This window comes from Rhizobium oryziradicis (assembly GCF_001939045.1).
Classification (GTDB): domain Bacteria; phylum Pseudomonadota; class Alphaproteobacteria; order Rhizobiales; family Rhizobiaceae; genus Allorhizobium; species Allorhizobium oryziradicis.
In genome coordinates this window covers 349,027-370,758 of record NZ_MKIM01000031.1, presented here as the reverse complement: position 1 = coordinate 370,758, position 21,732 = coordinate 349,027, and the positions used below count along the sequence as shown (strand labels likewise).

Annotated in this window: 23 protein-coding genes and 1 tRNA gene; 9 read left to right on the top strand and 15 right to left on the bottom strand. The window is 54.4% G+C overall.

The window, feature by feature from the left end; translation table 11 throughout:
• Nucleotides 1-2 precede the first annotated feature (2 nt).
• Nucleotides 3-995, bottom strand: a complete 993-nt coding sequence (gene cobS, locus BJF95_RS21655) for a cobaltochelatase subunit CobS (protein WP_075641644.1) — start codon at nucleotides 993-995, stop codon at nucleotides 3-5.
• Nucleotides 996-1,058: 63 nt separating this feature from the next.
• Nucleotides 1,059-1,688, bottom strand: a complete 630-nt coding sequence (locus tag BJF95_RS21650) for a J domain-containing protein (RefSeq protein WP_075641542.1) — start codon at nucleotides 1,686-1,688, stop codon at nucleotides 1,059-1,061.
• A gap of 119 nt (nucleotides 1,689-1,807) precedes the next feature.
• Between BJF95_RS21650 and BJF95_RS21645 the strand changes: the two genes are divergently transcribed.
• Nucleotides 1,808-2,089 carry a BolA family protein gene (locus tag BJF95_RS21645; RefSeq protein ID WP_075641541.1) on the top strand — a complete coding sequence of 94 codons (282 nt, stop codon included), beginning with the start codon at nucleotides 1,808-1,810 and terminating at the stop codon, nucleotides 2,087-2,089.
• Between the two features lie 2 nt (nucleotides 2,090-2,091).
• On the opposite strand, the gene aroB is transcribed toward BJF95_RS21645, so the two are convergent.
• Both aroB and BJF95_RS21635 read right to left on the bottom strand, forming a co-directional pair.
• Nucleotides 2,092-3,234 carry a 3-dehydroquinate synthase gene (gene aroB, locus BJF95_RS21640; protein ID WP_075641540.1) on the bottom strand — a complete coding sequence of 381 codons (1,143 nt, stop codon included), beginning with the start codon at nucleotides 3,232-3,234 and terminating at the stop codon, nucleotides 2,092-2,094.
• Complete coding sequence (locus BJF95_RS21635; protein WP_075641539.1) at nucleotides 3,227-3,823, bottom strand: shikimate kinase; 597 nt, start codon at nucleotides 3,821-3,823, stop codon at nucleotides 3,227-3,229. The genes aroB and BJF95_RS21635 overlap by 8 nt, the downstream gene beginning before the upstream one ends.
• A 152-nt stretch (nucleotides 3,824-3,975) precedes the next feature.
• On the opposite strand from BJF95_RS21635, the gene BJF95_RS24155 reads away from it, so the two are divergent.
• The 5 genes from BJF95_RS24155 to BJF95_RS21610 all read left to right on the top strand — a co-directional run bounded on the left by BJF95_RS24155 (nucleotide 3,976) and on the right by BJF95_RS21610 (nucleotide 8,161).
• Nucleotides 3,976-4,128, top strand: a complete 153-nt coding sequence (locus tag BJF95_RS24155; RefSeq protein WP_175577306.1) for a hypothetical protein — start codon at nucleotides 3,976-3,978, stop codon at nucleotides 4,126-4,128.
• Between the two features lie 167 nt (nucleotides 4,129-4,295).
• Nucleotides 4,296-5,243: a site-specific tyrosine recombinase XerD gene (gene xerD / locus BJF95_RS21625; protein ID WP_075641537.1), complete on the top strand. Its 948-nt coding sequence runs from the start codon at nucleotides 4,296-4,298 to the stop codon at nucleotides 5,241-5,243.
• Between the two features lie 216 nt (nucleotides 5,244-5,459).
• On the top strand, nucleotides 5,460-6,413 hold the full coding sequence (locus BJF95_RS21620) for an acetyl-CoA carboxylase carboxyltransferase subunit alpha (RefSeq protein WP_075641536.1): 954 nt from the start codon (nucleotides 5,460-5,462) through the stop codon (nucleotides 6,411-6,413).
• 219 nt (nucleotides 6,414-6,632) lie between these two features.
• Nucleotides 6,633-7,931, top strand: a complete 1,299-nt coding sequence (locus BJF95_RS21615; RefSeq protein ID WP_075641643.1) for a L,D-transpeptidase family protein — start codon at nucleotides 6,633-6,635, stop codon at nucleotides 7,929-7,931.
• A complete protein-coding gene (locus tag BJF95_RS21610; RefSeq protein WP_075641535.1) occupies nucleotides 7,928-8,161 on the top strand; it encodes a sulfurtransferase TusA family protein in 234 nt (77 codons plus the stop codon). Before BJF95_RS21615 ends, BJF95_RS21610 begins: the two co-directional genes overlap by 4 nt.
• A 6-nt stretch (nucleotides 8,162-8,167) precedes the next feature.
• Here BJF95_RS21610 and BJF95_RS21605 read toward each other — a convergent pair whose 3' ends face one another.
• Together BJF95_RS21605 and BJF95_RS21600 are read right to left on the bottom strand one after the other, a co-directional pair.
• A complete protein-coding gene (locus BJF95_RS21605; protein WP_075641534.1) occupies nucleotides 8,168-9,349 on the bottom strand; it encodes a CobW family GTP-binding protein in 1,182 nt (393 codons plus the stop codon).
• Nucleotides 9,350-9,535: 186 nt separating this feature from the next.
• Complete coding sequence (locus BJF95_RS21600; protein ID WP_075641533.1) at nucleotides 9,536-10,630, bottom strand: D-alanyl-D-alanine carboxypeptidase family protein; 1,095 nt, start codon at nucleotides 10,628-10,630, stop codon at nucleotides 9,536-9,538.
• 168 nt (nucleotides 10,631-10,798) lie between these two features.
• Here BJF95_RS21600 and BJF95_RS21595 point away from each other — a divergent pair, with 168 nt between their 5' ends.
• The 3 genes from BJF95_RS21595 to BJF95_RS21585 all read left to right on the top strand — a co-directional run bounded on the left by BJF95_RS21595 (nucleotide 10,799) and on the right by BJF95_RS21585 (nucleotide 13,668).
• Nucleotides 10,799-11,962, top strand: coding sequence for a M20 aminoacylase family protein (locus tag BJF95_RS21595; protein WP_075641532.1), 1,164 nt, complete (start codon nucleotides 10,799-10,801; stop codon nucleotides 11,960-11,962).
• A 59-nt stretch (nucleotides 11,963-12,021) separates the two neighbouring features.
• A tRNA-Arg gene (locus tag BJF95_RS21590) sits at nucleotides 12,022-12,098 on the top strand.
• Nucleotides 12,099-12,573: 475 nt separating this feature from the next.
• Nucleotides 12,574-13,668, top strand: coding sequence for an AI-2E family transporter (locus BJF95_RS21585; protein WP_075641531.1), 1,095 nt, complete (start codon nucleotides 12,574-12,576; stop codon nucleotides 13,666-13,668).
• Nucleotides 13,669-13,940: 272 nt separating this feature from the next.
• Here the strand turns inward: BJF95_RS21585 and visR are convergent, their stop codons facing one another.
• The 9 genes from visR to BJF95_RS21540 form a co-directional block, all read right to left on the bottom strand.
• A complete protein-coding gene (visR, locus tag BJF95_RS21580; protein WP_075641642.1) occupies nucleotides 13,941-14,678 on the bottom strand; it encodes a transcriptional regulator VisR in 738 nt (245 codons plus the stop codon).
• Nucleotides 14,679-14,706: 28 nt separating this feature from the next.
• Nucleotides 14,707-15,453, bottom strand: a complete 747-nt coding sequence (gene visN, locus BJF95_RS21575) for a transcriptional regulator VisN (RefSeq protein WP_075641530.1) — start codon at nucleotides 15,451-15,453, stop codon at nucleotides 14,707-14,709.
• 341 nt (nucleotides 15,454-15,794) lie between these two features.
• A complete protein-coding gene (fliF, locus tag BJF95_RS21570) occupies nucleotides 15,795-17,486 on the bottom strand; it encodes a flagellar basal-body MS-ring/collar protein FliF (protein ID WP_075641529.1) in 1,692 nt (563 codons plus the stop codon).
• Nucleotides 17,487-17,834: 348 nt separating this feature from the next.
• Nucleotides 17,835-18,224 (bottom strand): chemotaxis protein CheT, encoded by a 390-nt coding sequence (cheT, locus tag BJF95_RS21565; protein ID WP_425348722.1) that lies wholly within the window; start codon nucleotides 18,222-18,224, stop codon nucleotides 17,835-17,837.
• Between the two features lie 278 nt (nucleotides 18,225-18,502).
• Nucleotides 18,503-19,057, bottom strand: a complete 555-nt coding sequence (cheD, locus tag BJF95_RS21560; protein WP_075641527.1) for a chemoreceptor glutamine deamidase CheD — start codon at nucleotides 19,055-19,057, stop codon at nucleotides 18,503-18,505.
• Nucleotides 19,054-19,443 carry a response regulator gene (locus BJF95_RS21555; RefSeq protein ID WP_075641526.1) on the bottom strand — a complete coding sequence of 130 codons (390 nt, stop codon included), beginning with the start codon at nucleotides 19,441-19,443 and terminating at the stop codon, nucleotides 19,054-19,056. The genes cheD and BJF95_RS21555 overlap by 4 nt, the downstream gene beginning before the upstream one ends.
• Nucleotides 19,443-20,480: a protein-glutamate O-methylesterase CheB gene (cheB, locus tag BJF95_RS21550; protein WP_075641525.1), complete on the bottom strand. Its 1,038-nt coding sequence runs from the start codon at nucleotides 20,478-20,480 to the stop codon at nucleotides 19,443-19,445. The genes BJF95_RS21555 and cheB overlap by 1 nt, the downstream gene beginning before the upstream one ends.
• Nucleotides 20,477-21,385, bottom strand: a complete 909-nt coding sequence (gene cheR / locus BJF95_RS21545; protein ID WP_075641524.1) for a protein-glutamate O-methyltransferase CheR — start codon at nucleotides 21,383-21,385, stop codon at nucleotides 20,477-20,479. Before cheR ends, cheB begins: the two co-directional genes overlap by 4 nt.
• Nucleotides 21,382-21,732, bottom strand: coding sequence for a hypothetical protein (locus BJF95_RS21540; protein WP_075641523.1), 351 nt, complete (start codon nucleotides 21,730-21,732; stop codon nucleotides 21,382-21,384). The genes cheR and BJF95_RS21540 overlap by 4 nt, the downstream gene beginning before the upstream one ends.

Below are 21,732 nucleotides of genomic sequence, written 5' to 3'. Positions count from 1 at the left end.
CCTCAGGCACCGAGTACGATGTTTGCAGCGCTTTCTTTCAGCTCAACGCCAAACGAGCGCTGATATTGCTCAGCCACCAGCGTGCGTTCCAGCTCATCGCATTTGTTGAGGAAGGTGACGCGGAAGGCAAAGCCAACATCGCCAAAAATCTCGGCATTTTCTGCCCAGGTGATCACGGTACGTGGGCTCATCACGGTGGAAAGGTCACCATTGATGAAGGCCGAACGGGTCATATCGGCCAGACGCACCATCTTGTTGACATTGTCGCGGCCGCCTTCCGTCTTGGCAAAGCCCTTGACCTTGGCCAGAACAATATCGACTTCCTTGTCATGCGGCAGATAGTTCAGGGTTGTCACAATCGACCAACGGTCCATCTGCGCCTGATTGATCTGCTGCGTGCCATGGTAAAGGCCGGTGGTATCGCCCAGACCAACGGTGTTGGCGGTCGCAAACAGGCGGAAAGCAGGATGAGGACGGATCACGCGGCTCTGATCAAGCAGGGTCAGACGGCCAGAGGATTCCAGCACGCGCTGGATAACAAACATCACGTCCGGGCGACCGGCATCATATTCGTCGAATACCAGCGCCACATTGTGCTGATAGGCCCAAGGCAGAATGCCATCCTTGAATTCGGTGATCTGCTTGCCGTCTTTCAAAACGATGGCGTCCTTGCCGACCAGATCGATACGGCTGACATGGCTATCGAGATTGACGCGCACGCAAGGCCAGTTCAACCGGGCAGCGACCTGTTCGATATGGGTCGACTTACCCGTACCGTGAAAGCCGGAGACCATAACGCGGCGATTGTGGGCAAAACCGGCCAGAATGGCCAGCGTGGTTTCGCGGTCAAACAGATAGTCGGGGTCCAGATCGGGCACATATGGATCGCTCTTGGAATAGGCAGGCACCATAATGTCGCTGTCGATACCAAAGACCTCCCGAACGGAAACGGTGGTGTCGGGCAGGTTGGTTATATCAAGATCAATTTTGCTCATCGTCTCTCCACGCCCGGCGGCATCAACCGGCGCATCTCTCATGCAATCAGGTGTTTTCTTCGATTAACAGAAACCTGCCTGCTTTAACAATTGGTAGGCTTGAATAACAGCACGAAAACGCTCTTCAGACCCTCTATCTCCGCCATTTGCATCTGGATGATGTTTTTTGACAAGCTCTTTATAGCGGGTTTTGATGTCTTGTGCGGTTGCAGCGCCGGTTAAACCCAAGGCATCAAAGGCTTTTGCCTCCAACGTCTTCAATTTGCGCGCCTGTGGCGTTGCCCGCGACCCATTGCCGCGCCCCTGATTGACAAAGCCAAACGGGTCTTTCAGGCGCGCTTGCGATGCGGCAGAGCCAGAACGCGCTGTCGAGTGAATGGGCGAGGCCTTGGACGCAGACGTATTGACACCCACCGACCAGGTTGGACGATGGCCCGTCAGAGCCTCTTTCTGGTATCGGGCGATCTCGGTGTCCGACAGGCCAGAGAAATAATTATAGCCCTTGTTGTATTCCTGCACATGCTCAAAGCAGAACAGAAAGAACTTGCCCTCGGCATTGCGGCCCACGGGCGCGCGATGCACACCGGGGCGCTCACAGCCATCCCATTGGCAGGTGGTGGCCGCTGCTTCCGGCTCCGGGCCTTTTTTACGGCGCGTGCGGATCTTGTCGAAATATTTTGAGTCGAGTTTCATCCGGGAATTATGGGCCGATACCCATCTCACAACAAGAATTGACAAATCAGAATGTTCTTGCCCTTTTAGAGGATTTTTGAAAAGCCACTTAAAAGGACACCAGCACAGGACGCCATACCATGTCGATACGCCTCAGCATCGAGCAAAAACTCACACAGGCTTTTCAACCGGAACGGCTTATTGTGATGGACGAAAGCAGCCTGCACGCAGGCCACCAGCCGGACATCACCGGCACCGGAGAGACACATATGCGAGTTCGCATCGTTTCTGCAAGCTTTTCCGGCATGAGCCGCCTTGCCCGTCACCGCGCCGTCAACGAATTGCTCAAGCCTGAGCTGGATGCAGGCCTGCACGCCTTGGCCATTGAGCCCGCCGCCCCCGGAGAGGCGACCCGCTGGTAAATTTATTGTGCGAGCTTCTCATTGAGGAAACTCAGCACTTCCGATGAGGGCACATCATCGGCCACAAAGGACTGGCCAATGCCATGGGTGAGAATGAACGTCAGCTGACCGCTTTTCACCTTCTTGTCCTGCGCAATCGCCTGCATAAGCACATCAGCGGGCGGCAGCTCGCCGGGAATTTCGCTCATACGAGTGGGAAGGCCCACCTCTTTCAGGTGCTTTTCCACGCGCGATGCATCATCGGGGCTGGCCAGATTGAGCCGTGCTGAAAATTCATGGGCCAGCACCATGCCAATCGCAACACCTTCGCCATGCACCAGACGGCTGCTGTCATACCCTGTGGCCGCTTCCAGCGCATGGCCAAAGGTGTGTCCAAGATTGAGAAGCGCGCGGCGGCCATGTTCACGCTCATCGGCCACCACCACATCGGCTTTGGCCTGACACGACAGGGCAATGGCCTCCGTGCGGGCAGCCCCACCGGCAAACACCTCGCGCCAGTTGCGCTCCAGCCAGTCGAAAAATTCCGGCTTGTCGATCAAGCCATATTTGGCCACTTCGGCATAGCCTGCGCGAAATTCGCGTTCACTCAAGCTGTTGAGCACGCTGGTATCGGCCAGCACCAAATCAGGCTGGTTGAAAATGCCCACCAGATTTTTGCCTTGGCGGGCATTGATGCCGGTTTTTCCGCCCACCGACGAATCAACCTGCGACAAAAGCGAGGTCGGAATCTGCACAAAGCGCACGCCACGGCGCACGATGCCTGCGGCAAAGCCGGTCAGATCACCAATCACCCCGCCGCCCAAGGCAATCACGGTATCATTGCGCTCAATGCGGGCTTCCAGAAGCACGTCGCAGACTTTGGTGAGATGGTCGAAACTTTTGGTTTTTTCGCCAGCAGGCAGCGTCAACGACACCGCCTCAATACCGTCTACCTCGAGGCTATCCATCAAGGCTTCGAGATACAGCGGCCCCACATGCTCATCGGTGATAATGGCGGCCTTGCGGCCCTTGATGCGCGACGAGATCTCGCCGCCAGCGCGGGCCAAAAGGCCATCGCCGATGAGAATATCATAGGCGCGCTCACCCAAGGGCACATGCACAAGACGTTCAGCCGATGACGTGTTGGAGGATGAATGTTCACTCATGATTTTTCCTGCCTTGGCTTAAGTGCGCAATCACCGCTTCCATGACCTCTGCGGCAATAATGTCTTTGCGCTCATCGCGCGATATCACCGTGACATTGGCGCGCTGATAGATCGGATAGCGCTCATTCATCAAATTTTCGAGCGTCAGCTTGGGGTTTTCGGTTTTCAGCAAAGGACGATGATCACGCTTGTTGACCCTCTCCCACAAGACATCCAGATCCGCCTTCAACCAGACAGAAATGCCGCCGCGCTCGATTTGCCGACGGGTTTTATCATTGATGAATGCGCCGCCGCCGGTGGAGACCACCTTGGGACCAGAACGCAACAGACGCCGTATCACCCGCGTTTCCAAAGCCCTGAACTCGGCCTCGCCGTAGGTGGCAAACAACTCGCTGATCGTCATGCGCGACACACGCTCGATCTCGTTATCGGTATCGACAAAAGGCAAGCCCAACTGATTGGCCACGAGCCTGCCAATCGCCGACTTGCCTGCCCCCATCAAACCGACGAAAATCAGGTTGCGGCGCTTGAGCACTGCACGGGTCCGCTCAGCAAGCGGAGAAGCAACAAGTGAGATCGAGTGGGTCATCAGCCTTTTCGTAACCGTTTTACCACCGTATTGACAAATGCTGCCGCGACGTCAAGCCATCGCGTCAAATGCGCTCAAGAAAGCAGGGTTTTACAGACATGCTCTTTCGTCGCATGTTAGAAACCATAGAAAACAGGCAGAAGGATCGCTCCATGCCAACATTGTTTCGCTTTTTGTTCATCATCGCCACAGTGGCGGCAATGGCCTATGCTTTCATGTGGGCGCTGGTAATTTTTGTAGAGCCACGCCCGCGTGAGATCAGCACAACGGTTTTTCCAAGCCAGACAGCACCCAAAACGCCCTAAAGCGCGGCGCGCTTTATCTTTATTTTTGAGCATGTACGTTATCGTTCAACTGAGACCAGTTGAACGCGACATGCTGTAGAGTTTGTCAGGGAAAAGTGGAATCCGGTTTTCCCGATAAGACAAACGCAAACAAAAGAACATCACCGGCTTCAGGATACAGATACCCCATGACCGATCTCAGTCTCGCCCGCATTGAAGCCTTTCTGGAAATGATGAGTGCCGAGCGCGGGGCTGCGGGCAACACGCTGATTTCCTATGAGCATGATCTGAATGATCTTCACGGCTTTCTCAAAGAGCGTCAGGTGAGCGTCATGGAGGCTGCCAGCGCCGATCTTTCGGCCTATCTGGCTGACCTTGCCAAGCGCGGGTTTGAGGCATCATCCCAGGCGCGCAGGCTCTCCACCATGCGGCAGTTTTATAAATTCCTCTACGCCGAGGGGCTGCGCAGCGATGACCCGACATCGATCCTGGATGCGCCGAAAAAAGGGCAGTCTCTGCCGAAAATCCTCTCGATCGCGCAGGTGGATAAACTCTTGCTGCTGGCCGCAGAGGAAGCGGAGCTTGAAGGGCCAGACCGCTTGAACCGCTTGCGCATGCTGGCCCTGCTGGAACTGCTTTATGCCACCGGCATGCGGGTGAGCGAGCTGGTATCGCTGCCCGCCAATGTGCTGGGCAAGCAAGAGCGCTTTTTGGTGGTGCGCGGCAAAGGCAATAAAGAGCGGCTGGTGCCGCTGTCGCGCTCGGCCATTGAGGCGTTGAAGCGCTACGGCGAGGCAAGAGGCCATCATCAGGAGAAGACGGGAAAGGAAAGCGGCTTTCTTTTTCCCTCCATCAGCAAAGAGGGCTATTTGCCGCGGCAGGTTTTTGCCCGCGAATTGAAAGACCTTGCCATTCGCGCCGGCTTGAATGCGGATGCTGTCTCCCCACATGTGCTCAGGCACGCCTTTGCAAGTCACCTGCTGGAAAACGGCGCTGATCTGCGCGTTGTGCAGGAATTACTGGGGCATAGCGACATTTCGACGACACAAATTTATACCCATGTTCTCGAAGAAAGGCTGCAGATGCTGGTACAAACGCATCACCCCCTTGCAAAACGGGGCAAAAACCCCGATTAGAACCCCGGCAAAGAGGATGGTTTAATCCTTGAGGCCATGGAACGAGCAATCGTGCCAGAAGATTATAGAGACAACGTGTTGAGCGGATTGTCCAAAACAGACCGGATGCATGACACAGTTTTTGCGAAAAAATTATTGTATTCAATCCCTTTGGCACCAAGCATGTGGTGCAGCGCATCTGAATGACAGGCAGAGTAACGGATCGGAACGGATATCATGATCAATTATCTCGACTTCGAAAAACCCATTTCGGACCTCGAAGGCAAAATTCACGAGCTGAAAAAGCTGAAGGGTGAAGATGAAAGCATCGACACGTCTGAGGAAATCAGCCGTTTGGAAATCCGTGTCCGTGAGGCTATGGAAGATATTTATTCCAAGCTGAACCCTTGGCAGAAGACTCAGGTGGCCCGCCATCCCCAGCGCCCCCATTTTGTCGATTATGCAGCCCGTCTGTTCACCGACTTCACGCCCTTGGCTGGTGATCGCAAATTCTCCGAGGATGCGGCCATTCAGGCCGGTCTTGGCCGCTTTCGCGGACAGCCTGTTGCCATTATCGGCCAGGAAAAAGGCAATGACACCAAGTCTCGCCTGAAGCATAATTTTGGCAGCCCCCGCCCTGAAGGCTACCGCAAAGCCATTCGCATCATGGAACTGGCGGATCGCTTTGGCCTGCCGGTGATCTCGCTGGTGGACACAGCGGGTGCCTATCCGGGCGTTGGTGCCGAGGAACGCGGTCAGGCCGAAGCCATTGCCCGCTCAACCGAGATGTGCCTCAACCTCAAGACACCGATGGTTTCCGTGGTGATCGGTGAAGGCGGCTCTGGTGGTGCCATTGCCATTGCGACGGGCAATCGGGTCTATATGCTTGAGCATGCCATTTATTCGGTGATCTCACCCGAAGGTGCAGCCTCCATTCTGTGGCGCGATTCCACCCGCGCCAAGGAAGCGGCCACCAATATGAAGATCACCGCCACCGATCTGAAGGGCTTTGGCATCATTGATGACATTATCCCTGAACCAGTGGGCGGTGCCCATCGCAACCCGGAAACCGTGATTGATCGCACCGGCGAAACAATTGCGGCGGCTCTTGCTGATATGTCTGGCCAGAGCGGCGAGCAACTTCGCAATGCGCGCCGCCAAAAATTCCTCGACATCGGACGCAACCTGTAAATTATGCTCAATGAGCGGCCCCGTTTTGAAAAATTGCAGACCGGGGCTGTTCAAAATTTGCACGCGATGGCGTAAGTTGCAGCGCTTGAGTATCAGTTTTGAAAATGTTTACCATTTGGAAACTATGTTCCAGCACTATTTATGGGCAGAATGCGGCTCTTGCATGAGTCAGGACTGTAGCTTGCCTAATTTCGTAATGAGACCTGATTGAGCTCAATGATGCGTCTGCACACCGCCACCTTGCTGATTGCCACAACTGCCCTTCTGGCAGGCTGCAACGACACGCTTGACAGCGTGGGCGATAAAAAGCTGCCGAGCAATATTTCCAACAAGGTCGAGCAGCCGCTGCCCTCGTCCATTCTGGCGGAGATGAAAGCCAAGGGCATGGAGCGCAACTCGCCGATTGCCATTCGCATTTTCAAAGAAGAAGGTGTTTTGGAAATCTGGAAGGCCAAGACGGATGGCCGCTATGAAAAAATCGCCAGCTATGAGATTTGCGCCTGGTCTGGCAGGCTTGGGCCCAAAGAAAAAGAAGGCGATCGGCAAGCGCCGGAAGGGTTTTATAACCTCACCCCTGCCAATCTGAATCCTTCGTCAAAATATTACCTCGCCATCAACACCGGCTTTCCCAATCGCTATGATGCGGTCAACAACCGCACCGGCAGCAATCTGATGATTCATGGAGCCTGCTCGTCATCTGGTTGCTATTCGATGACGGATGCCCAGATTCTGGAAATCTACGCCTTCGCCCGCGATGCCTTCCGCGGCGGCCAGCAAACCGTGCAATTGCAAGCCTTTCCCTTCCGCATGACCGCAGACAATATGGCGCGCCACCGTTTCAGCCCGCATTATGGCTTCTGGCAAATGCTGAAGGCCGGGTATGATCAGTTTGAGATTACCAAACAGCCGCCACAGGTTGGCGTATGCGACAAGAAATACGTGTTTAACAAGCAGGTTGATGGCGGAAAAGGCCTCAACCCCGGGGGCGCTTGCCCGGCTATGAGCACGCCGCCGCAACTGGTTGCGGCCGTCGCCTCCTATAATGCCGCTTATGATCGTGATTACAGCAAGGCTTTGAAAAAATATGCCGACAAGGTCTGGTATGACCCCACTGAGGCCGAGCGCAAGGCGCTGGTTGCCAAGCTGAAAGTTGGCCATGATCTGGCGTTTGCGCCAACGGGATCGGCCTTGAAAGCGGGTAAGTTGCTGGAACTTTCGCAAGTGAGCGACCCTGCCAACCCGGTTATTGATCCCAACAAGGCGAAGTCGCCAGCCCTTTTTGCGTCTCTGGATACGTCTACGAAAACAGGAAGACTGCCGCAAGAAAACGGCCCGACGATTCAAAGCGCCAATGCGATAGACCCATCCTCCACAGCGACCGTACCCTTGCCCGCAATCGGTCCTATGCCCACGGCCAACCCCATTCTGCCGCCTCTGCCTCAACCAAGCATGGTGACGATGGATGCGCCAGCAGAGCCAGCAGCCAAGCCGTTCTGGAAATTCTGGGCATCAAAGTGAGTGCTGCCTCAGAACAGCCTTATGACCTCAAGGGGCTGAAATGCCCCTTACCAGTGCTCAAGACCCGCAAGCGCCTTGCATCCATGCAAAGCGGAGCCATGCTGGTGGTGGAAACCACCGATCCCTTGGCCGTCATCGACATTGCGCATCTATGCCAGGAAGATGGCCACACGCTGGTCTCAAGCGAGAAAACGCCAAACGGCCATCGCTTTGAGATCATCAAAGCATAGAGCAGATCAGAACTTCATTCCGGGCACCGCCAGCGGATTGTCCTCCAGCGCCTGTCGGTCAGGACGGTCCACCGCCACCTTGCCGGTGAAAGCGTCAAACAAATCGCGCACATAGCTCTCGTCCAACCCATCGGTGATCATCACCAAACGGCTGCGACGATCTGAGGGATCAGGCCAGGCCTGCAAGCGATGAGGCGGATGAAAAATCGTCTGCACCCCATGAATCACCACGGGCCGCTCCGGCTGATCCTTCAGGCCGACAATGGCCTTCATGCGCAGCATTTTCTCACCATGGGCCGAGCGCATCAAATCGATAAACATATCAAAGGCGCGCGGATCAATCAGGTCATCATGGAGGATCGAGAACGAGCGAATGGTATCGCCATGGCGGTTCACATCATGGTGGTGATGATGGTGGTGCGCGTGCCCGTGATCGTCATCGTCATCGTCATGTTCATCGTGGTCATGGCCTTCATGATCATGATCATGATCGTGGTGGTGCGCGTCCGCATGTTCTTCATCGTGCAGCCAACGGGCGACATCCGGTGTCTTGCTAGCGGGGTCATAAAGCCCGTTTTCCAACATCGCCACGCTGCCAGCCTCATCGCTGTCGCCGTTGGTAATGATGGCACGGGGATTAAGCGTCGAGAGCCGCTTCCTGATCTTGTTCAAGGTGGCGCTGTCGGCAAGGGTAGCCTTGCTCAAAATGAGCCGATCCGCCACCGCCACCTGCCGAACGGCCTCGGGATAGGTATCCAGCGTAGTCAGCCCGTTGACAGCATCCACGACTGTGACCACGCCTTCGAGCTGGAAAGACTGCGATAACACAGGGTGGCCCAGCACAGATTGCAAGACCGGCGCAGGATCGGCAAGGCCGGTGGTTTCAATCACCACCCGCGACAGGGATTTAACCCGGCCCGTCTGAAGAGCATCCATCAGCTCGGCCAGCGTATCGATCAATTCGCCGCGCACCGTGCAACACAAGCAACCATCTGAAAGCTGAACAATCGAATCACTCGAGGATTCCACCAGCAGGTGGTCGATACTGACCTCGCCAAACTCGTTGATGATCACGGCAGCATCGCGCATCGCCGGATCTTTCAACAAACGGTTCAACAAGGTGGACTTACCAGCGCCCAGAAAGCCCGTCAAAATCGAAACGGGAATACGATCCGCAACAACAGCCATTTCGCAAACCTTCTCAAGCTCCAGAGCATCGACCGAAACGGGAGAACCAATTTTCGGATACGCCAGACGCGGGAACACATCTGCCCTGCAGGATTTCACATGACGCGACGTAATACTATAACGTCGCGATAAATCAAGACGAGAGTCTTTCAGAGAAAACCAAGTTCCACGCTTCCCTGACAAACTCTAAAGCTGTGGCCGTGGTGTCGGGATGGGAATATTGCCGCTGATCACGCCAGGCGCTGGCTCCGGTGGTTCTGTACCGGGAATGAGGCCCGCGAATACGGCAACCGGCGGAGCGGCCATCTCATGAATATAAGGCGATTGCAGCTTCATTCGCCCGGCCTCATCACGGGTTTCCGAGCGACGTTTGCGCGCCTCTGTTGAGCACATCTGCACGGAGACATCATTCACCACATCAAGACCTTCAACACTATCCGGCCGAAGCGCCGAAAGCGGCTCTCCAGTGGCGCGCGGCATGTTGAAATATTTTTGCAGCAAATCGGCCGACATATCGGCGCGCTCGGCCAGGCTGTCCGCACCGAGAACAACAGAGAGCAGCGTGCGGCCATTGCGGGTGGCCGAGGTGATCTGATTAAATCCCGAGGCGCAGATATAGCCTGTCTTCATACCATCTGCGCCATCAAACCGGCCAATGAGCATATTGACGTTGGGGTAAATCTTCTTGCCGGTGTTGATCGCCTCAATCTTGAAATAATTGGAATATTCCGGAAACTCGCGGCGAATGGTCACGGCAAGAATGGCAAGATCCCGTGCGCTGGAATATTGCCCCGGTGCTGGCAAACCGTTTGGATTGACGAAATGGGTTGATGTCAAACCCAGGCGGGCGGCCTCGGCATTCATACGGTTGACGAAAGCCTCCTGGCTGCCGCCGACATTTTCAGCAACGGCCATGGCAATATCATTGGCTGACTTGACCAGCATCATGCGCAAGGCACTGTCGAGCGTCATCTTGGAGCCGGGCTTGAAATACATCTTGCTGGGTGATTGCGATGCCGCAAGCGCGCTGAGCGTCACAACGCTGTCCAGCTTCACTTCACCGGCCTTCAAGGCTCGAAAGGTGGTATAGGCCGTCATCAGCTTGGTCAGCGATGCCGGATACCACTTTTTGAAACTATCACGATGCTCCAGCACCGTCATGGATCCTACATCGACCACCAGAACAGGATTGGCAAATGCTGCCACAGGCAGCAGGGCAACAAGCGTGGTGAGCGTGATCAAGACGCGCCTGAAGGCGCTAGGCTGGCCGGACAATGACATCTCCTTAACGTAAATCTGTAACGGGCCGCATCGAATTCATCTCGTAACGAGCGACTTTATGTCCTATATGTTGCAGCAATGGCAAAGCATACAAGCCACGTCAATCGCAACCGAGTGATAAAAGAGCCGGGAAGCACCCGGTTCAAACGCATGTGATCAGGAACTTCAATGCCTATCTTGAACCGCGCCGCCGAACTGCAAGCCGATGTCACCGAATGGCGTCATCATCTGCATGAAAATCCGGAAATTCTCTATGAGGTCCACGAGACGGCCGCCTTCGTGGCAGAGAAGCTGAAGGAATTCGGCGTGGACGAGATTGTCACAGGCCTCGGGCGCACCGGCGTTGTCGGTTTGATCAAAGGCCGCGGCAACGGCAACAACGTGATCGGGCTTCGCGCCGACATGGACGCACTTCCACTGCAAGAAATCACCGGCAAGGAATGGGCTTCAAAAACCGATGGCCGCATGCACGCCTGTGGCCATGATGGCCACACAGCCATGTTGCTGGGTGCGTCAAAATATCTCGCTGAGACCCGCAATTTCAATGGCACCGTTGCCCTGATCTTCCAGCCCGCTGAAGAAGGCGGTGCCGGTGCCCTGGCGATGGTTGAAGATGGTTTGATGGATCGCTTCAACATCACGGAAGTTTATGGCATGCACAACATGCCTGGCATGCCGGTGGGCACATTTGCCATTCGCAAGGGCGGCATCATGGCGGCCCCCGACAAGTTCTTCATCACGATCACCGGTCGCGGCGGCCATGCCGCAGAACCCCATCGCGCCATTGATCCGATTGCCATCGGGGCACAGATTGTCAGCAATTTGCAACTGATCACAGCGCGATCCGCCAATCCGGTGCGCTCCGTTGTGGTCTCCGTCACCCGCTTTCAGGCTGGCACCACCCATAACATTATTCCCGAGACGGCAGAGTTGACCGGCACCGTGCGCACCCATGACGATGAGACCCAGGATTTGGCCGAGCGCCGCATCCGCGAAATCGTCGCAGGAATTGCGTCAGCCCATGGCGCAAAGGCCGAGGTGGTTTATGAGCGCCCCTGCCCGGTCACCAGCAATCATCCGCAAGAAACCGACAATGCAGCGCGTGCAGCCATGGCTATTGTTGGCGAAAACAATGTCGACACCGATGTGGACCCATCCATGGCAGGCGAGGACTTCGCCTTCATGCTCAAAGCCCGCCCCGGTGCCTATATCATGATTGGCAACGGCAATACGGCCGGTCTGCACAACCCGGCCTACGATTTTAACGACGAGGCCATTGCCTATGGCATTTCCTATTGGGTGAAGCTGGCTGAGCAACGCCTCGCCGATTGATCACGACACCAACAAAACCCTTGGCGAACGCCCAAGGGTTTTGTATGTAACGGATCAGTGGTTCCGTAGCTCAGCAGGATAGAGCATCAGATTCCTAATCTGAGGGTCACGCGTTCGAATCGCGTCGGGATCACCATTTTCTTCCAAAACATCGGCATGACCCGCGAAAGCAGGCCAGAATTGGCAATATGATCGACCCGCAGTATATCGCAAAAACAGGTGCGACACAGGGTGTTTTCTCATCATGCCGACACAAAGAAGCTATAATTCAAAATCTGGACAGATGAACGGCTATCAAGCGAGCCAAATATTTTTGGCAATTATGGTTTTTGTCGACATATTTTCACTCGCTTTTTGGAATTAGCAACTACAGTCGTTGAAAGGGGGGAGATCACCCCCTAAACTCGTGTATCGGCCGGGGTGTGAAAACGCACATTCGGAAGTATCCGATGCGCAAACAAAACCTATAGCATGGCGCAGGTTCCGGTTGCCTGCGCAATGCTACAGAGCCGTGGCAATAGGCTTTATCGCCAGCATTGAGAATTCGGAGTGTGCAGGTGACTGTGAGAAGTGCAAAGACCGAGGCTGTCGCAAAACCTGCCTCTTCTCCCATGGTGCGCAGAACGGCGTCGGACCGTCATGCGCTGGTTGCTCCAACCTCTGCAGCACGCTGGCTGCTGGTGGCCGTTTTGCTGGCCAGCGCCTATTTCTTCTATGGTTTTCTGGTCCCGCTGCTCGCCGCAATGGTGATTGGCTTTGCCAGTTGGCCTTTGTATCGACGCCTGCTGGGCGCTGTCGGCAATAACAGAACCATTGCTGCCACGATCGCTATTATTCTGGTTGTTTCATTCATCGTTGTTCCTCTGTCACTCGCAGGCATCTATGCCGTGGCCGAAATCAAGACCTGGGGAGCCTGGGCGCTGAAAGCCAACGAACTTGGCGCACCCGTGCCGCTGTGGATTGGACAAGTCCCCTTTGCAGGTGCATGGCTTTCTGCCCACTGGGATCAATATGTCGGCCATCCGGGTGCGCTTGGCGAATTGGTGCAACTGATCAGCGGGGCCAATATCGGCACCATCTATCGGGGCATTCTGGTCATTGGTGCATCGGCCTTCCATGGCGTTCTGACCCTGCTTTTCATGCTGATCTCGCTGTTCTTTATCTATCGCGATGGCGAGCGGATCGTGGGACAAGTGGATATCGTTGGTGAACGTATTCTGCCCGGTCGTTGGGAGCGCGTTTCGCGCCTGGTGCCACTCACCATCAGCTCAACTGTCACAGGCATGACCGTTATTGCCATTGGTGAAGGCATTGTGCTGGGCATCGCCTATTGGATCGCAGGTGTCCCCTCACCGGTCACGCTTGGCATCATAACAGGCTTTATGGCCCTCATTCCGGGCGGCGCGCCGCTGTCCTTTACACTGGTGTCTGTCTATCTCGCCGCACGCGGATCCGTGGTTGCCGGTATCAGTCTTATGGTTTGGGGTTGCGTGGAGCTTTTCATCGTTGATAAAACCCTCAGGCCACGCCTCGTCGGTGGCCCGATCAAGCTTCCTTTCCTGCCAACGTTCTTTGGCCTGGTCGGCGGCGTCAAAACAATGGGGCTTCTTGGCCTGTTTGTTGGCCCGGTTCTGATGGCTATTCTTGTAGCAATCTGGCGTGAATGGCTGCTGGAAGCGCGCCAGGAAGCCTCCGAAATCAAATAGAGACTTCAGTCGGGTTTGGATCTCTGTATAAACAACGTGAATGCGTCAGTGTATTAAAGCATGTCGCGTTTTATTGTANCTGGAAGCGCGCCAGGAAGCCTCCGAAATCAAATAGAGACTTCAGTCGGGTTTGGATCTCTGTATAAACAACGTGAATGCGTCAGTGTATTAAAGCATGTCGCGTTTTATTGTACTCAATAAAACGATAACGTACATGCGACAAAATAAGATCTAAAGCCTGTCGCAGTGAATCCTATTCGCCGCGACAGGCTTTAGTTGATATAGCCCAGACGAATAGCCTTGGCGATTGCCTGAATTCGGTTCACCGAATCCAGCTTGATGGTTGCAGATCCAAGATATGCATTGACGGTATGAACAGAGAGGCCGAGATTATCGGCAATTTCTTCGCTAATTCGCCCATCGCCTGCCAATTGCAGACAGGCAATCTCTCGATCGCTCAGTGCTTCCGATTGCGTCATCTTGCGTTCGCTCATCGAGAGGATGTCCATCATCAATTTGCAGCTGCGATTGTGCAGATCAATAATCACCTCGCTGCTCAAATCGTCAGAACTGCTCATCCCAAACACAACAAAACCGTTGCCCACGGCCCCCAGCCGAACCGGAAAAGCCAAGCCGGCGAAAGGGAGACTGGCTGTTGGAAGCCGTGACACAAAGGCACCAAAATCACTGCTGGTGCAGCTTATCGCGTCGTTCTTGGCGTTCCACATCAATGGCAAAAGCAAATCATCGATATGGCTGAGTAAAAATTCGCCGTAGCAGGCCACAAAGGCATCACTGTAACTGCCACCCGTGCCGCCCGCAGCCCAGCTTTCACATTCACAAGACAGCACCCGTTTGCGCGGCAATCCAGAGCCGGTGACACGAAAGACGGCAAAGCTGCGTGCCTGGATAAGCTTTTGCATGGCAATCAGCTTGGGAAAAATATCACCTCGGCTGGACATGATCCTGCTTTTCAGCTCGGCTCCCATGCCACTTCTGCCGCTCGACATATCTCCATTGAACGCCATAAACCGCCTCTTAGACCAAGTTGTTTCGAACAGCGTAAGCGATTGCTTCTGATCGGGTTTTCGTTGCCGTCTTCCGCATGACGCTAGTGATATAATTGTTAATCGTATTGCGCGATATGCCCAAAATCGTCGCGATTTCATCGCTGGTCTTGCCTTCAGCAATCCAGAACAGGCATTCAAGTTCGCGCTCGGTCAGCTCAAAATCCCGATCTGCTTTTTGAGAGCGCCCTGCAGACAGGCTCACACAATAAGCGGCCAATAGACCGACATCGCGCAATCGATCCGGCGAAATCACAAAGCCGTCGGGCAAGAGCAAAACCAAGGCAAGACGGGTGCGGCCAACATTGAACATCACGGAACAATATTGACGACTGGCACCAGCGGGCACATCGATATTTGTTGGCAAAAGGACAAATTTAGCCTGGAGAAGGCCCATGCATTTTTCAAGTTCCGTTGCACGGGAACACGAACCAGCCAATTCACTGGCAAGACTGCGTGCAAGATCAAATGGCCAATCGGCCGTCACGACAAAGTCCAGGCCCTGCTCCTGGATGAGATCATAACGCGCAAGCAAATAATGAGAAGCACCGGCATAATCTGCCAGAATCCGCATGGCAACAGGGAGATTTCCCAAGGACGCCGCAGCTGAAAGCTGCTTGATCATTTGATCTCGCAACCTTTGACCGTTGGTCCTGTCCGCCACCACCAGGTTCCGGATCCCTTGATCACCAACCGGTGCCAGGAGTTCCACATTCATAATGCTCCCCTTTCAAGGGATGATACGGCACCTCTCGTTATGCTTTACCACGGAAGCCGCCATTTCCGCAGTGACGCTCATTACAACACCCTGCACCTCGAAAATTGCAAAAGACATGCTGTAACACTTGAAATTTGTTTCATAACCCCCTCAAACCGAAGGATTCAGGGGAAATGCTGCGACCCGCGAAATGCGCGAATCACTTGAACCTATTCTAGGTAAAACTTCGTTAAACACCACTAGGGGAAACGCGGAAGGTGTGGCTTCTGAGCATCATCCAAAAGGAAGCTGCGCGAACGAGTGTCCGCGCAGCAAAATCGACGTAGGAAATGTGGGGCAGGTTAGGCCGCGTGTTCCACGGACCATTTCCGAAGGATCTTGGCAGCACGCTCTTCAGAAATCTCGACCATGCGGGCCAGTCTCCGTTCGGGCCCTTCTCTAACCCTGCGATTGAAGCCACCGTTCGGATCATTATCAAGGGCAAGAACATCATCGGCGCTGTCAAAGCCAAAGTCAGAACCGAACCCATCCATCAGGCCACCACCACCGGCATCCAGATCAAGGCCCGGCGAGAAGTCGGGAAGCTCAAGGCCTGCCGCAGCTTCAGTACCACCCTCGAGGGCCAGACCACTGCCGCCGCCCATGGAGCGAACCATTGGACGAATGCCCATCCAGACAACCAGGAAAGCAACAGCCAGGAAGGCAAGCGAGTTGATGATACCGGCAAGGTTGCGGCTCAGGATTTCCATCACGCCTGGACCTGTCGGTGCTTCATCCAGAAGCTGGTTTTCCAGGAAGTCCATCGGTGTCACGGTTACAACATCGCCACGCTTGGTGTCGAGGCCCGCTGCCGATGCGACAATTTTCTGCATTTCGGCCAGATAGGCATCGACCTTGGCTTGATCGGCGGGTTCGCCAACCATAGCGGCGATACGCTGCCTGTTCACCACAACCGCCACCGACAATTTCTCAAGCTTATAGCCTGTTCTCACCGTCGCGGTGGTGGTCGAATTGATTTCGTAGTTGGTTTGCTCTTCTTTTTTGTCCTGCTGATCAGACGATTCAGGTCCACCACCACCGGCCTGCGGTGCAGCTTGCGGGATGTTCTGCTCAACGGTTGCCGCAGTATCAGATTGCTTCTGCTGGGATTTCTGCGCTTCTTTGGTGGTGCGAACCGAGCGCTCAACCTTCGAATCAGGATCGTAGACCGTCTGCTGGATTTGCTGTTGGTCCGTATTCAACTGCGCTGTGACGCTGGAGCGGAAATTGTCCATGCCCAGGAATGGCGCAAGCGCTTTATCGATGTTCGACTCGATTTCCTGCTGAACAGATTGGGCAACGCCCAGATTGCGGTTGGCAGCACCGCCCGATTCATCGCCCGATGCCAGCAACTGGCCAGTCGAATCCAGAATCGTAACATCATCAACTTCAAGGCCGGGAACAGCCGAAGCCACCAGATGGCGGATAGATGCAGCAACTTTACGGCCTGTTGATGTGCTGGCGCGGATCATAACGGAAGCGGTCGGCTTCTGTGTGCCGCGTCTGAAATCGCCAACATCTGGCATAACGATATGGACACGCGCGGCAGCGACACCGCTGATCTGCTGGATCGTTCGTCCGATTTCGCCCTCCAGGGCCCGAACACGGGTCACTTCCTGCATGAATGACGTCAGCCCCAGAGAGCCAACATTATCGAACAGTTCGTAGCCAGCATTGGTGCTGCTGGGCAAGCCACGCTCGGCCAACATCAGCCGGGCTTTGCCCGTCATACCTGCTTCAACCTGAATGCTTTTGCCGTCGGTTCCGGTGGCAAAATTGATGCCGGACTCGGCCAAAGCCATGCTGATCTGGTTGATATCGTTCTTTTCCAAGCCAACATACAGCGTTTCATACGCCGGTTTGTTGACGAAAAAAGCGGCACCTATGATCAAAGCCACAGAGACGACACCGACACCACCAAGCGTCCATAGTTTCGTCGGACCTAGGGATGATAGGTTTTTGAAGACTTGTAGTAATTGATTTAACAGATTCATTCTGTCTCGCACCGTCAATGAATGAGGTTACGGCATTTGCCTTATTCGAGACATTAGAATTCGAAACTTGCGCGAACGTTTCGCTTAAGCCGAAACTGAAAATAGATCCCGGCACTCATCTGAAGGCTGCTCACTGACGCGGCAACAACACTATCCGCCATATATGGCGCACAAAGCACGCTGTATCACATTAAATCTGCTGCATCAGTTTCACCCGAAAGCAGGTTCCCACTTTTGAGCCCGATAACGAAAAAAACGGACCGCATGGACAGATCCGTTTTTTCCAATGACGGTGCCGCGGCGACAAGCGCCAGAGACGATGAGGATACTGATTTTCAGTGGCCGGGATTAGAAGAAATCAAAGTCTCCAGCAACCTTGGTAAGCGGCTGGGAATGTCCATGGCGCAAGCCATCTCCGAGAGCACGTTTCATTTCGCTCAATTTCACCAGGCTCAAGGCTGTGGTCATATCCACCGTCCATTCATTGGAAACATCAGCGGTTATCGTATCAATAAATTCGGCGAGCCCTCTCGATTTCTGCACAGCGAGATCAATGCCTTGCAGGACTTTAAGAGTATCTGGATTTTCCATTGCTTTGGGGCCCGCGATATCAAGAAGCTGAGGCTCAATTCGCTCAATCAGATAAGCAACGTCGTGCAATTCCGTCACGACACGCATCAGAATTTCTGGCAGTGATTCTTGCATGCTCGTGGCCTCCTGCGTCAAATACTTTCGAATGGCATCGATTTCCGGACTATTTTTTTGACAAAAAACAGATCCGCGTACACTTTTCGTCGACAACGGGATCAATCCCCTTTCGACACATCTGCCCCACCAAAACGCGGCCCCGCTCAAATCATGAGGCCCAATCCTGGTGCTTCTCCGGGCAACGACACGGGATCCAATTGATCCTTCCTGCCTTCGCCTTCTCTTCCTTTGAGCGCGCCTGAACTCATTTTTCGGCGACAGCTCACTCCCACACCAGACCACGCGCAACCAGACGCAAGGCGATGCTCTTAAAAGAACTCGATCGAGCTTTCGACCGGCTTCTGAACTGGCGCTGGACGCTGTTCCTGAGCAACCGTCTTTTGCGTTTCTGCACCCGTGAGAGGATACTGACGAGCACGGCCGCTCACAGGCCAAAACTCCAGCTTTCTGCCATGTTCGCCGCCGGTTGAAGAACCGACAACTTTGATGCCTTCATCTCTCAAAAACTGCATCGCAAACGCGGCGTTCTGTTCGCCAACATTTGAGAATGTCGCAATCGTCTTGGCTCCACCAAAGACTTTCGCTTCGATCCGCTCACGCTTCGCACCCTTTTTCAGGAGACCGTTGATCAACAACTCCATCAAATGAACACCGTAGCGTGTTGCATCTCCACCGCCCATGCCGGGGTTTGCAGACCCCGGCAGAAGGAAGTGGTTCATACCTCCGACGCCAGCGACTGGATCACGCAAGCATGCAGCGACACAGGACCCCAGGATGGTTGACAGGACCACATCCGGGTCACTGATAACCTTGTATTCTCCTTGAATAATATGAACCCTGCGCGCCGCAGCTTCGTTCGTCATTTTAATGCTCCGAAAACAGCTTCAATGGCCGCCTTCATCTTTTCGATGGTAAACGGCTTCGCCAGAACGTTATTGGCCCCCAGTTGCGCGGCTTTCTGCACCAGCGCTCTGTCGCCCTGAGCCGTCAGAATGATAAACGCCGCCTTCTTGGTGGTGGGATTGCTTCTCACCGCCTGAAGCAGCCCAAGACCATCCATCTTCGGCATGTTGAAGTCAGAAATCACGAGATGATGAGGCTGCTGCGCCATAATCTTCATGCCCTGTTCGCCGTCGCCGGCGGCAGTAATCTGTTTGAAACCAAGCTGCGTCAGCGCATCACTCAAGAGCAAGCGGCTGGTCACCTGGTCGTCCACAATCAGGACTTTAATTTTCTCTGCTATTGACATTATTCCGAACCTTCTTTCCGTGCGGCCGTAAGTTTTAGAATTTCTTCGCCGATTGAGCCAAGCGGCAATTGATGCTCGACAGCTCCCAATTCATGGGCGACGCGAGGCATGCCATAGACCACACAGGTCTTCTCGTTTTGCCCAATTGTTCGTGCACCCGCACTTCGCATTTTGAGCAGTCCCGACGCCCCGTCACGTCCCATACCCGTGAGTATGACACCGACGGCATTGCGTCCAGCCAGTTCAGCAACCGAGTCAAACAAAACATCAACCGAAGGCCGATGTCCGTTAACCGGACCTGATTCGATCAATCGGCAGCTGGGGGCGGAGGGGGTTACCACCTGCAGATGCCGATCCCCACCGGGAGCAAGATAAATTCTGCCAATTTCCAGCCGGGCACCATCCGTTGCTTCCTGAACGATAGGAGCGCAGAGACGATTGAGCCGTTCTGCGAAACTCTTGGTAAACGTCGGCGGCATATGTTGCGTGATCACCGTCGGAGGGCAATTCTGTGGGAACTTCTGGAGCACAGAAATCAGGGCTTCCACACCACCCGTTGATGAACCGATCGCAACAATCTTGCGCCCGACCCGAAAATCTGTAGCGGGCTTTGCCGCAATGGCCGCAGGACCGGCAACGCGCCGTTGCGAACGCGCAGCCGCCTTTACTTTTTCCGCCAGATCGCCAAAGGGCCGTGCATCGCCCGGCATGGGCTTGCCAACACAATCAAACGCGCCAATTTCCAAAGCAGCCAGGGTGGCTTCAGCACCGCGATGGGTCATGGTGGACACCATGATCACCGGCATTGGCCGCAACCGCATGATCTTTTCCAGAAATTCGAGGCCATTCATATTTGGCATCTCGATATCCAGCGTCACAACGTCTGGATTCAACTGCTTGATAGCAGCTCGAGCTTCCATGGCGTCGCCAGCCTGACCGATAACGCTGACATCTGGATCCGAATTGAGAACGGCAGTGATCAATCCGCGCATTGTTGCGCTGTCATCGACCACCAGAACGCGGGCACGTGCCATCATGTTTTGCGCCCTCCAGACTTGCCAATATATTTGTAGGTCGTAATGCCGGTGTTGTCGAAAAGGTTCTTCGGATCGCCCGAAACCCGTTCAGAGTGGCCGATGTAAAGATGGCCTCCCTCGGGCAAAAGCCCGGCAAAACGCGACCAGATCTTCACTTGTGTTGGCTCGTCAAAATAAATCACCACGTTACGGCAGAAAATCACATCAAAAGGACCTTTGAACGGCCATTGCGCCATCAAATTCAACTCATTGAATGTGATCAGGCGCTTAACCCGATCGTCAATCTGAAACTTGCGACGACCGCCAATGTCAACTTCCTTGAACCACTGCTTGCGCATGGCCGGATTGACTGTTTCCAGTGCGGTTTCGTCATAAGCACCGGCCCGCGCCAGCGCCAGGATCTTGGGATCGATATCTGTTGCCAGAATGCGGAAATCATAATCCATCACGTTCTGCATCATCGACAAAACCGTCAGGGCGATTGAGTAAGGCTCCTGACCATCCGAACACGCGGCAGACCAGATCCGAACGCGTCCACCCGCCTTGGCGCGGGCAATCAAGCCCGGCAGAACCTCGGTTCGCAGGTGATCGAAATGATGATTTTCACGGAAAAACCGCGTGAAATTGGTGGTCAAATGCGACAACATTTCCCGCCGCTCAGGTGCCCCTTCCGGCGACGCCACAAGGGCGCAATATTCGCGAAAGCCACGCAGACCCAAATTGCGAATATGCTTCGAGAGCCGCGAATACACCAGCGAGGCTTTCGAATCGTTCAATGCAATGCCGGCGTCGGCATAGATCATTGCCGCAATTTCGTTCAAGTCGCGACGTGTCAGCGGATATTCACCACTGGCCATGACCTCATCATCCGACTGACGGCTATTCGCAGAAAATGTGGATATCATGCCGCTTCGCTTTCAGATTGTGGAAGAACGTCTGCCCATACGATGAAACAGAACATCCATTTATCGATAGCCAGACCATCTCGACCATATTGACGCTGAGGAAAGGATGAAGCCTTGGGTAACAGCAGCACCCAAAGCCTTGAGACTTGGCAAACAATCGCAAGACCCACACGACACAAATTCATCACGCCCATGATGTCACCATCTGCTTGGATGCAGGTCTGCGCGGGGCTTGCACCCGCGTTCCCGCTTACCGACAGAGTATTGGCACAGGAATCCCTGTCGCTTCTGCAAAGAGCGTTACGCTTTCTTGCCTTGGCACCAGAATTCTTGCGCACAGACATCAT

Coding starts and splice junctions, on each gene's coding strand:
- visR (WP_075641642.1), bottom strand. CDS start 14,678: ATGTCGAGCGGCAGAAGTGGCATGGGAGCCGAGCTGAAAAGCAGGATC.
- BJF95_RS21540 (WP_075641523.1), bottom strand. CDS start 21,732: ATGATGTCTGTGCGCAAGAATTCTGGTGCCAAGGCAAGAAAGCGTAAC.
- cheD (WP_075641527.1), bottom strand. CDS start 19,057: ATGACGAACGAAGCTGCGGCGCGCAGGGTTCATATTATTCAAGGAGAA.
- BJF95_RS24155 (WP_175577306.1), top strand. CDS start 3,976: ATGCCAACATTGTTTCGCTTTTTGTTCATCATCGCCACAGTGGCGGCA.
- cobS (WP_075641644.1), bottom strand. CDS start 995: ATGAGCAAAATTGATCTTGATATAACCAACCTGCCCGACACCACCGTT.
- visN (WP_075641530.1), bottom strand. CDS start 15,453: ATGAATGTGGAACTCCTGGCACCGGTTGGTGATCAAGGGATCCGGAAC.
- cheR (WP_075641524.1), bottom strand. CDS start 21,385: ATGATATCCACATTTTCTGCGAATAGCCGTCAGTCGGATGATGAGGTC.
- cheB (WP_075641525.1), bottom strand. CDS start 20,480: ATGATGGCACGTGCCCGCGTTCTGGTGGTCGATGACAGCGCAACAATG.
- fliF (WP_075641529.1), bottom strand. CDS start 17,486: ATGAATCTGTTAAATCAATTACTACAAGTCTTCAAAAACCTATCATCC.
- BJF95_RS21555 (WP_075641526.1), bottom strand. CDS start 19,443: ATGTCAATAGCAGAGAAAATTAAAGTCCTGATTGTGGACGACCAGGTG.
- aroB (WP_075641540.1), bottom strand. CDS start 3,234: ATGAGTGAACATTCATCCTCCAACACGTCATCGGCTGAACGTCTTGTG.
- BJF95_RS21645 (WP_075641541.1), top strand. CDS start 1,808: ATGTCGATACGCCTCAGCATCGAGCAAAAACTCACACAGGCTTTTCAA.
- BJF95_RS21585 (WP_075641531.1), top strand. CDS start 12,574: ATGGTGCGCAGAACGGCGTCGGACCGTCATGCGCTGGTTGCTCCAACC.
- BJF95_RS21595 (WP_075641532.1), top strand. CDS start 10,799: ATGCCTATCTTGAACCGCGCCGCCGAACTGCAAGCCGATGTCACCGAA.
- BJF95_RS21615 (WP_075641643.1), top strand. CDS start 6,633: ATGCGTCTGCACACCGCCACCTTGCTGATTGCCACAACTGCCCTTCTG.
- BJF95_RS21635 (WP_075641539.1), bottom strand. CDS start 3,823: ATGACCCACTCGATCTCACTTGTTGCTTCTCCGCTTGCTGAGCGGACC.
- BJF95_RS21600 (WP_075641533.1), bottom strand. CDS start 10,630: ATGTCATTGTCCGGCCAGCCTAGCGCCTTCAGGCGCGTCTTGATCACG.
- BJF95_RS21605 (WP_075641534.1), bottom strand. CDS start 9,349: ATGGCTGTTGTTGCGGATCGTATTCCCGTTTCGATTTTGACGGGCTTT.
- xerD (WP_075641537.1), top strand. CDS start 4,296: ATGACCGATCTCAGTCTCGCCCGCATTGAAGCCTTTCTGGAAATGATG.
- BJF95_RS21650 (WP_075641542.1), bottom strand. CDS start 1,688: ATGAAACTCGACTCAAAATATTTCGACAAGATCCGCACGCGCCGTAAA.
- BJF95_RS21620 (WP_075641536.1), top strand. CDS start 5,460: ATGATCAATTATCTCGACTTCGAAAAACCCATTTCGGACCTCGAAGGC.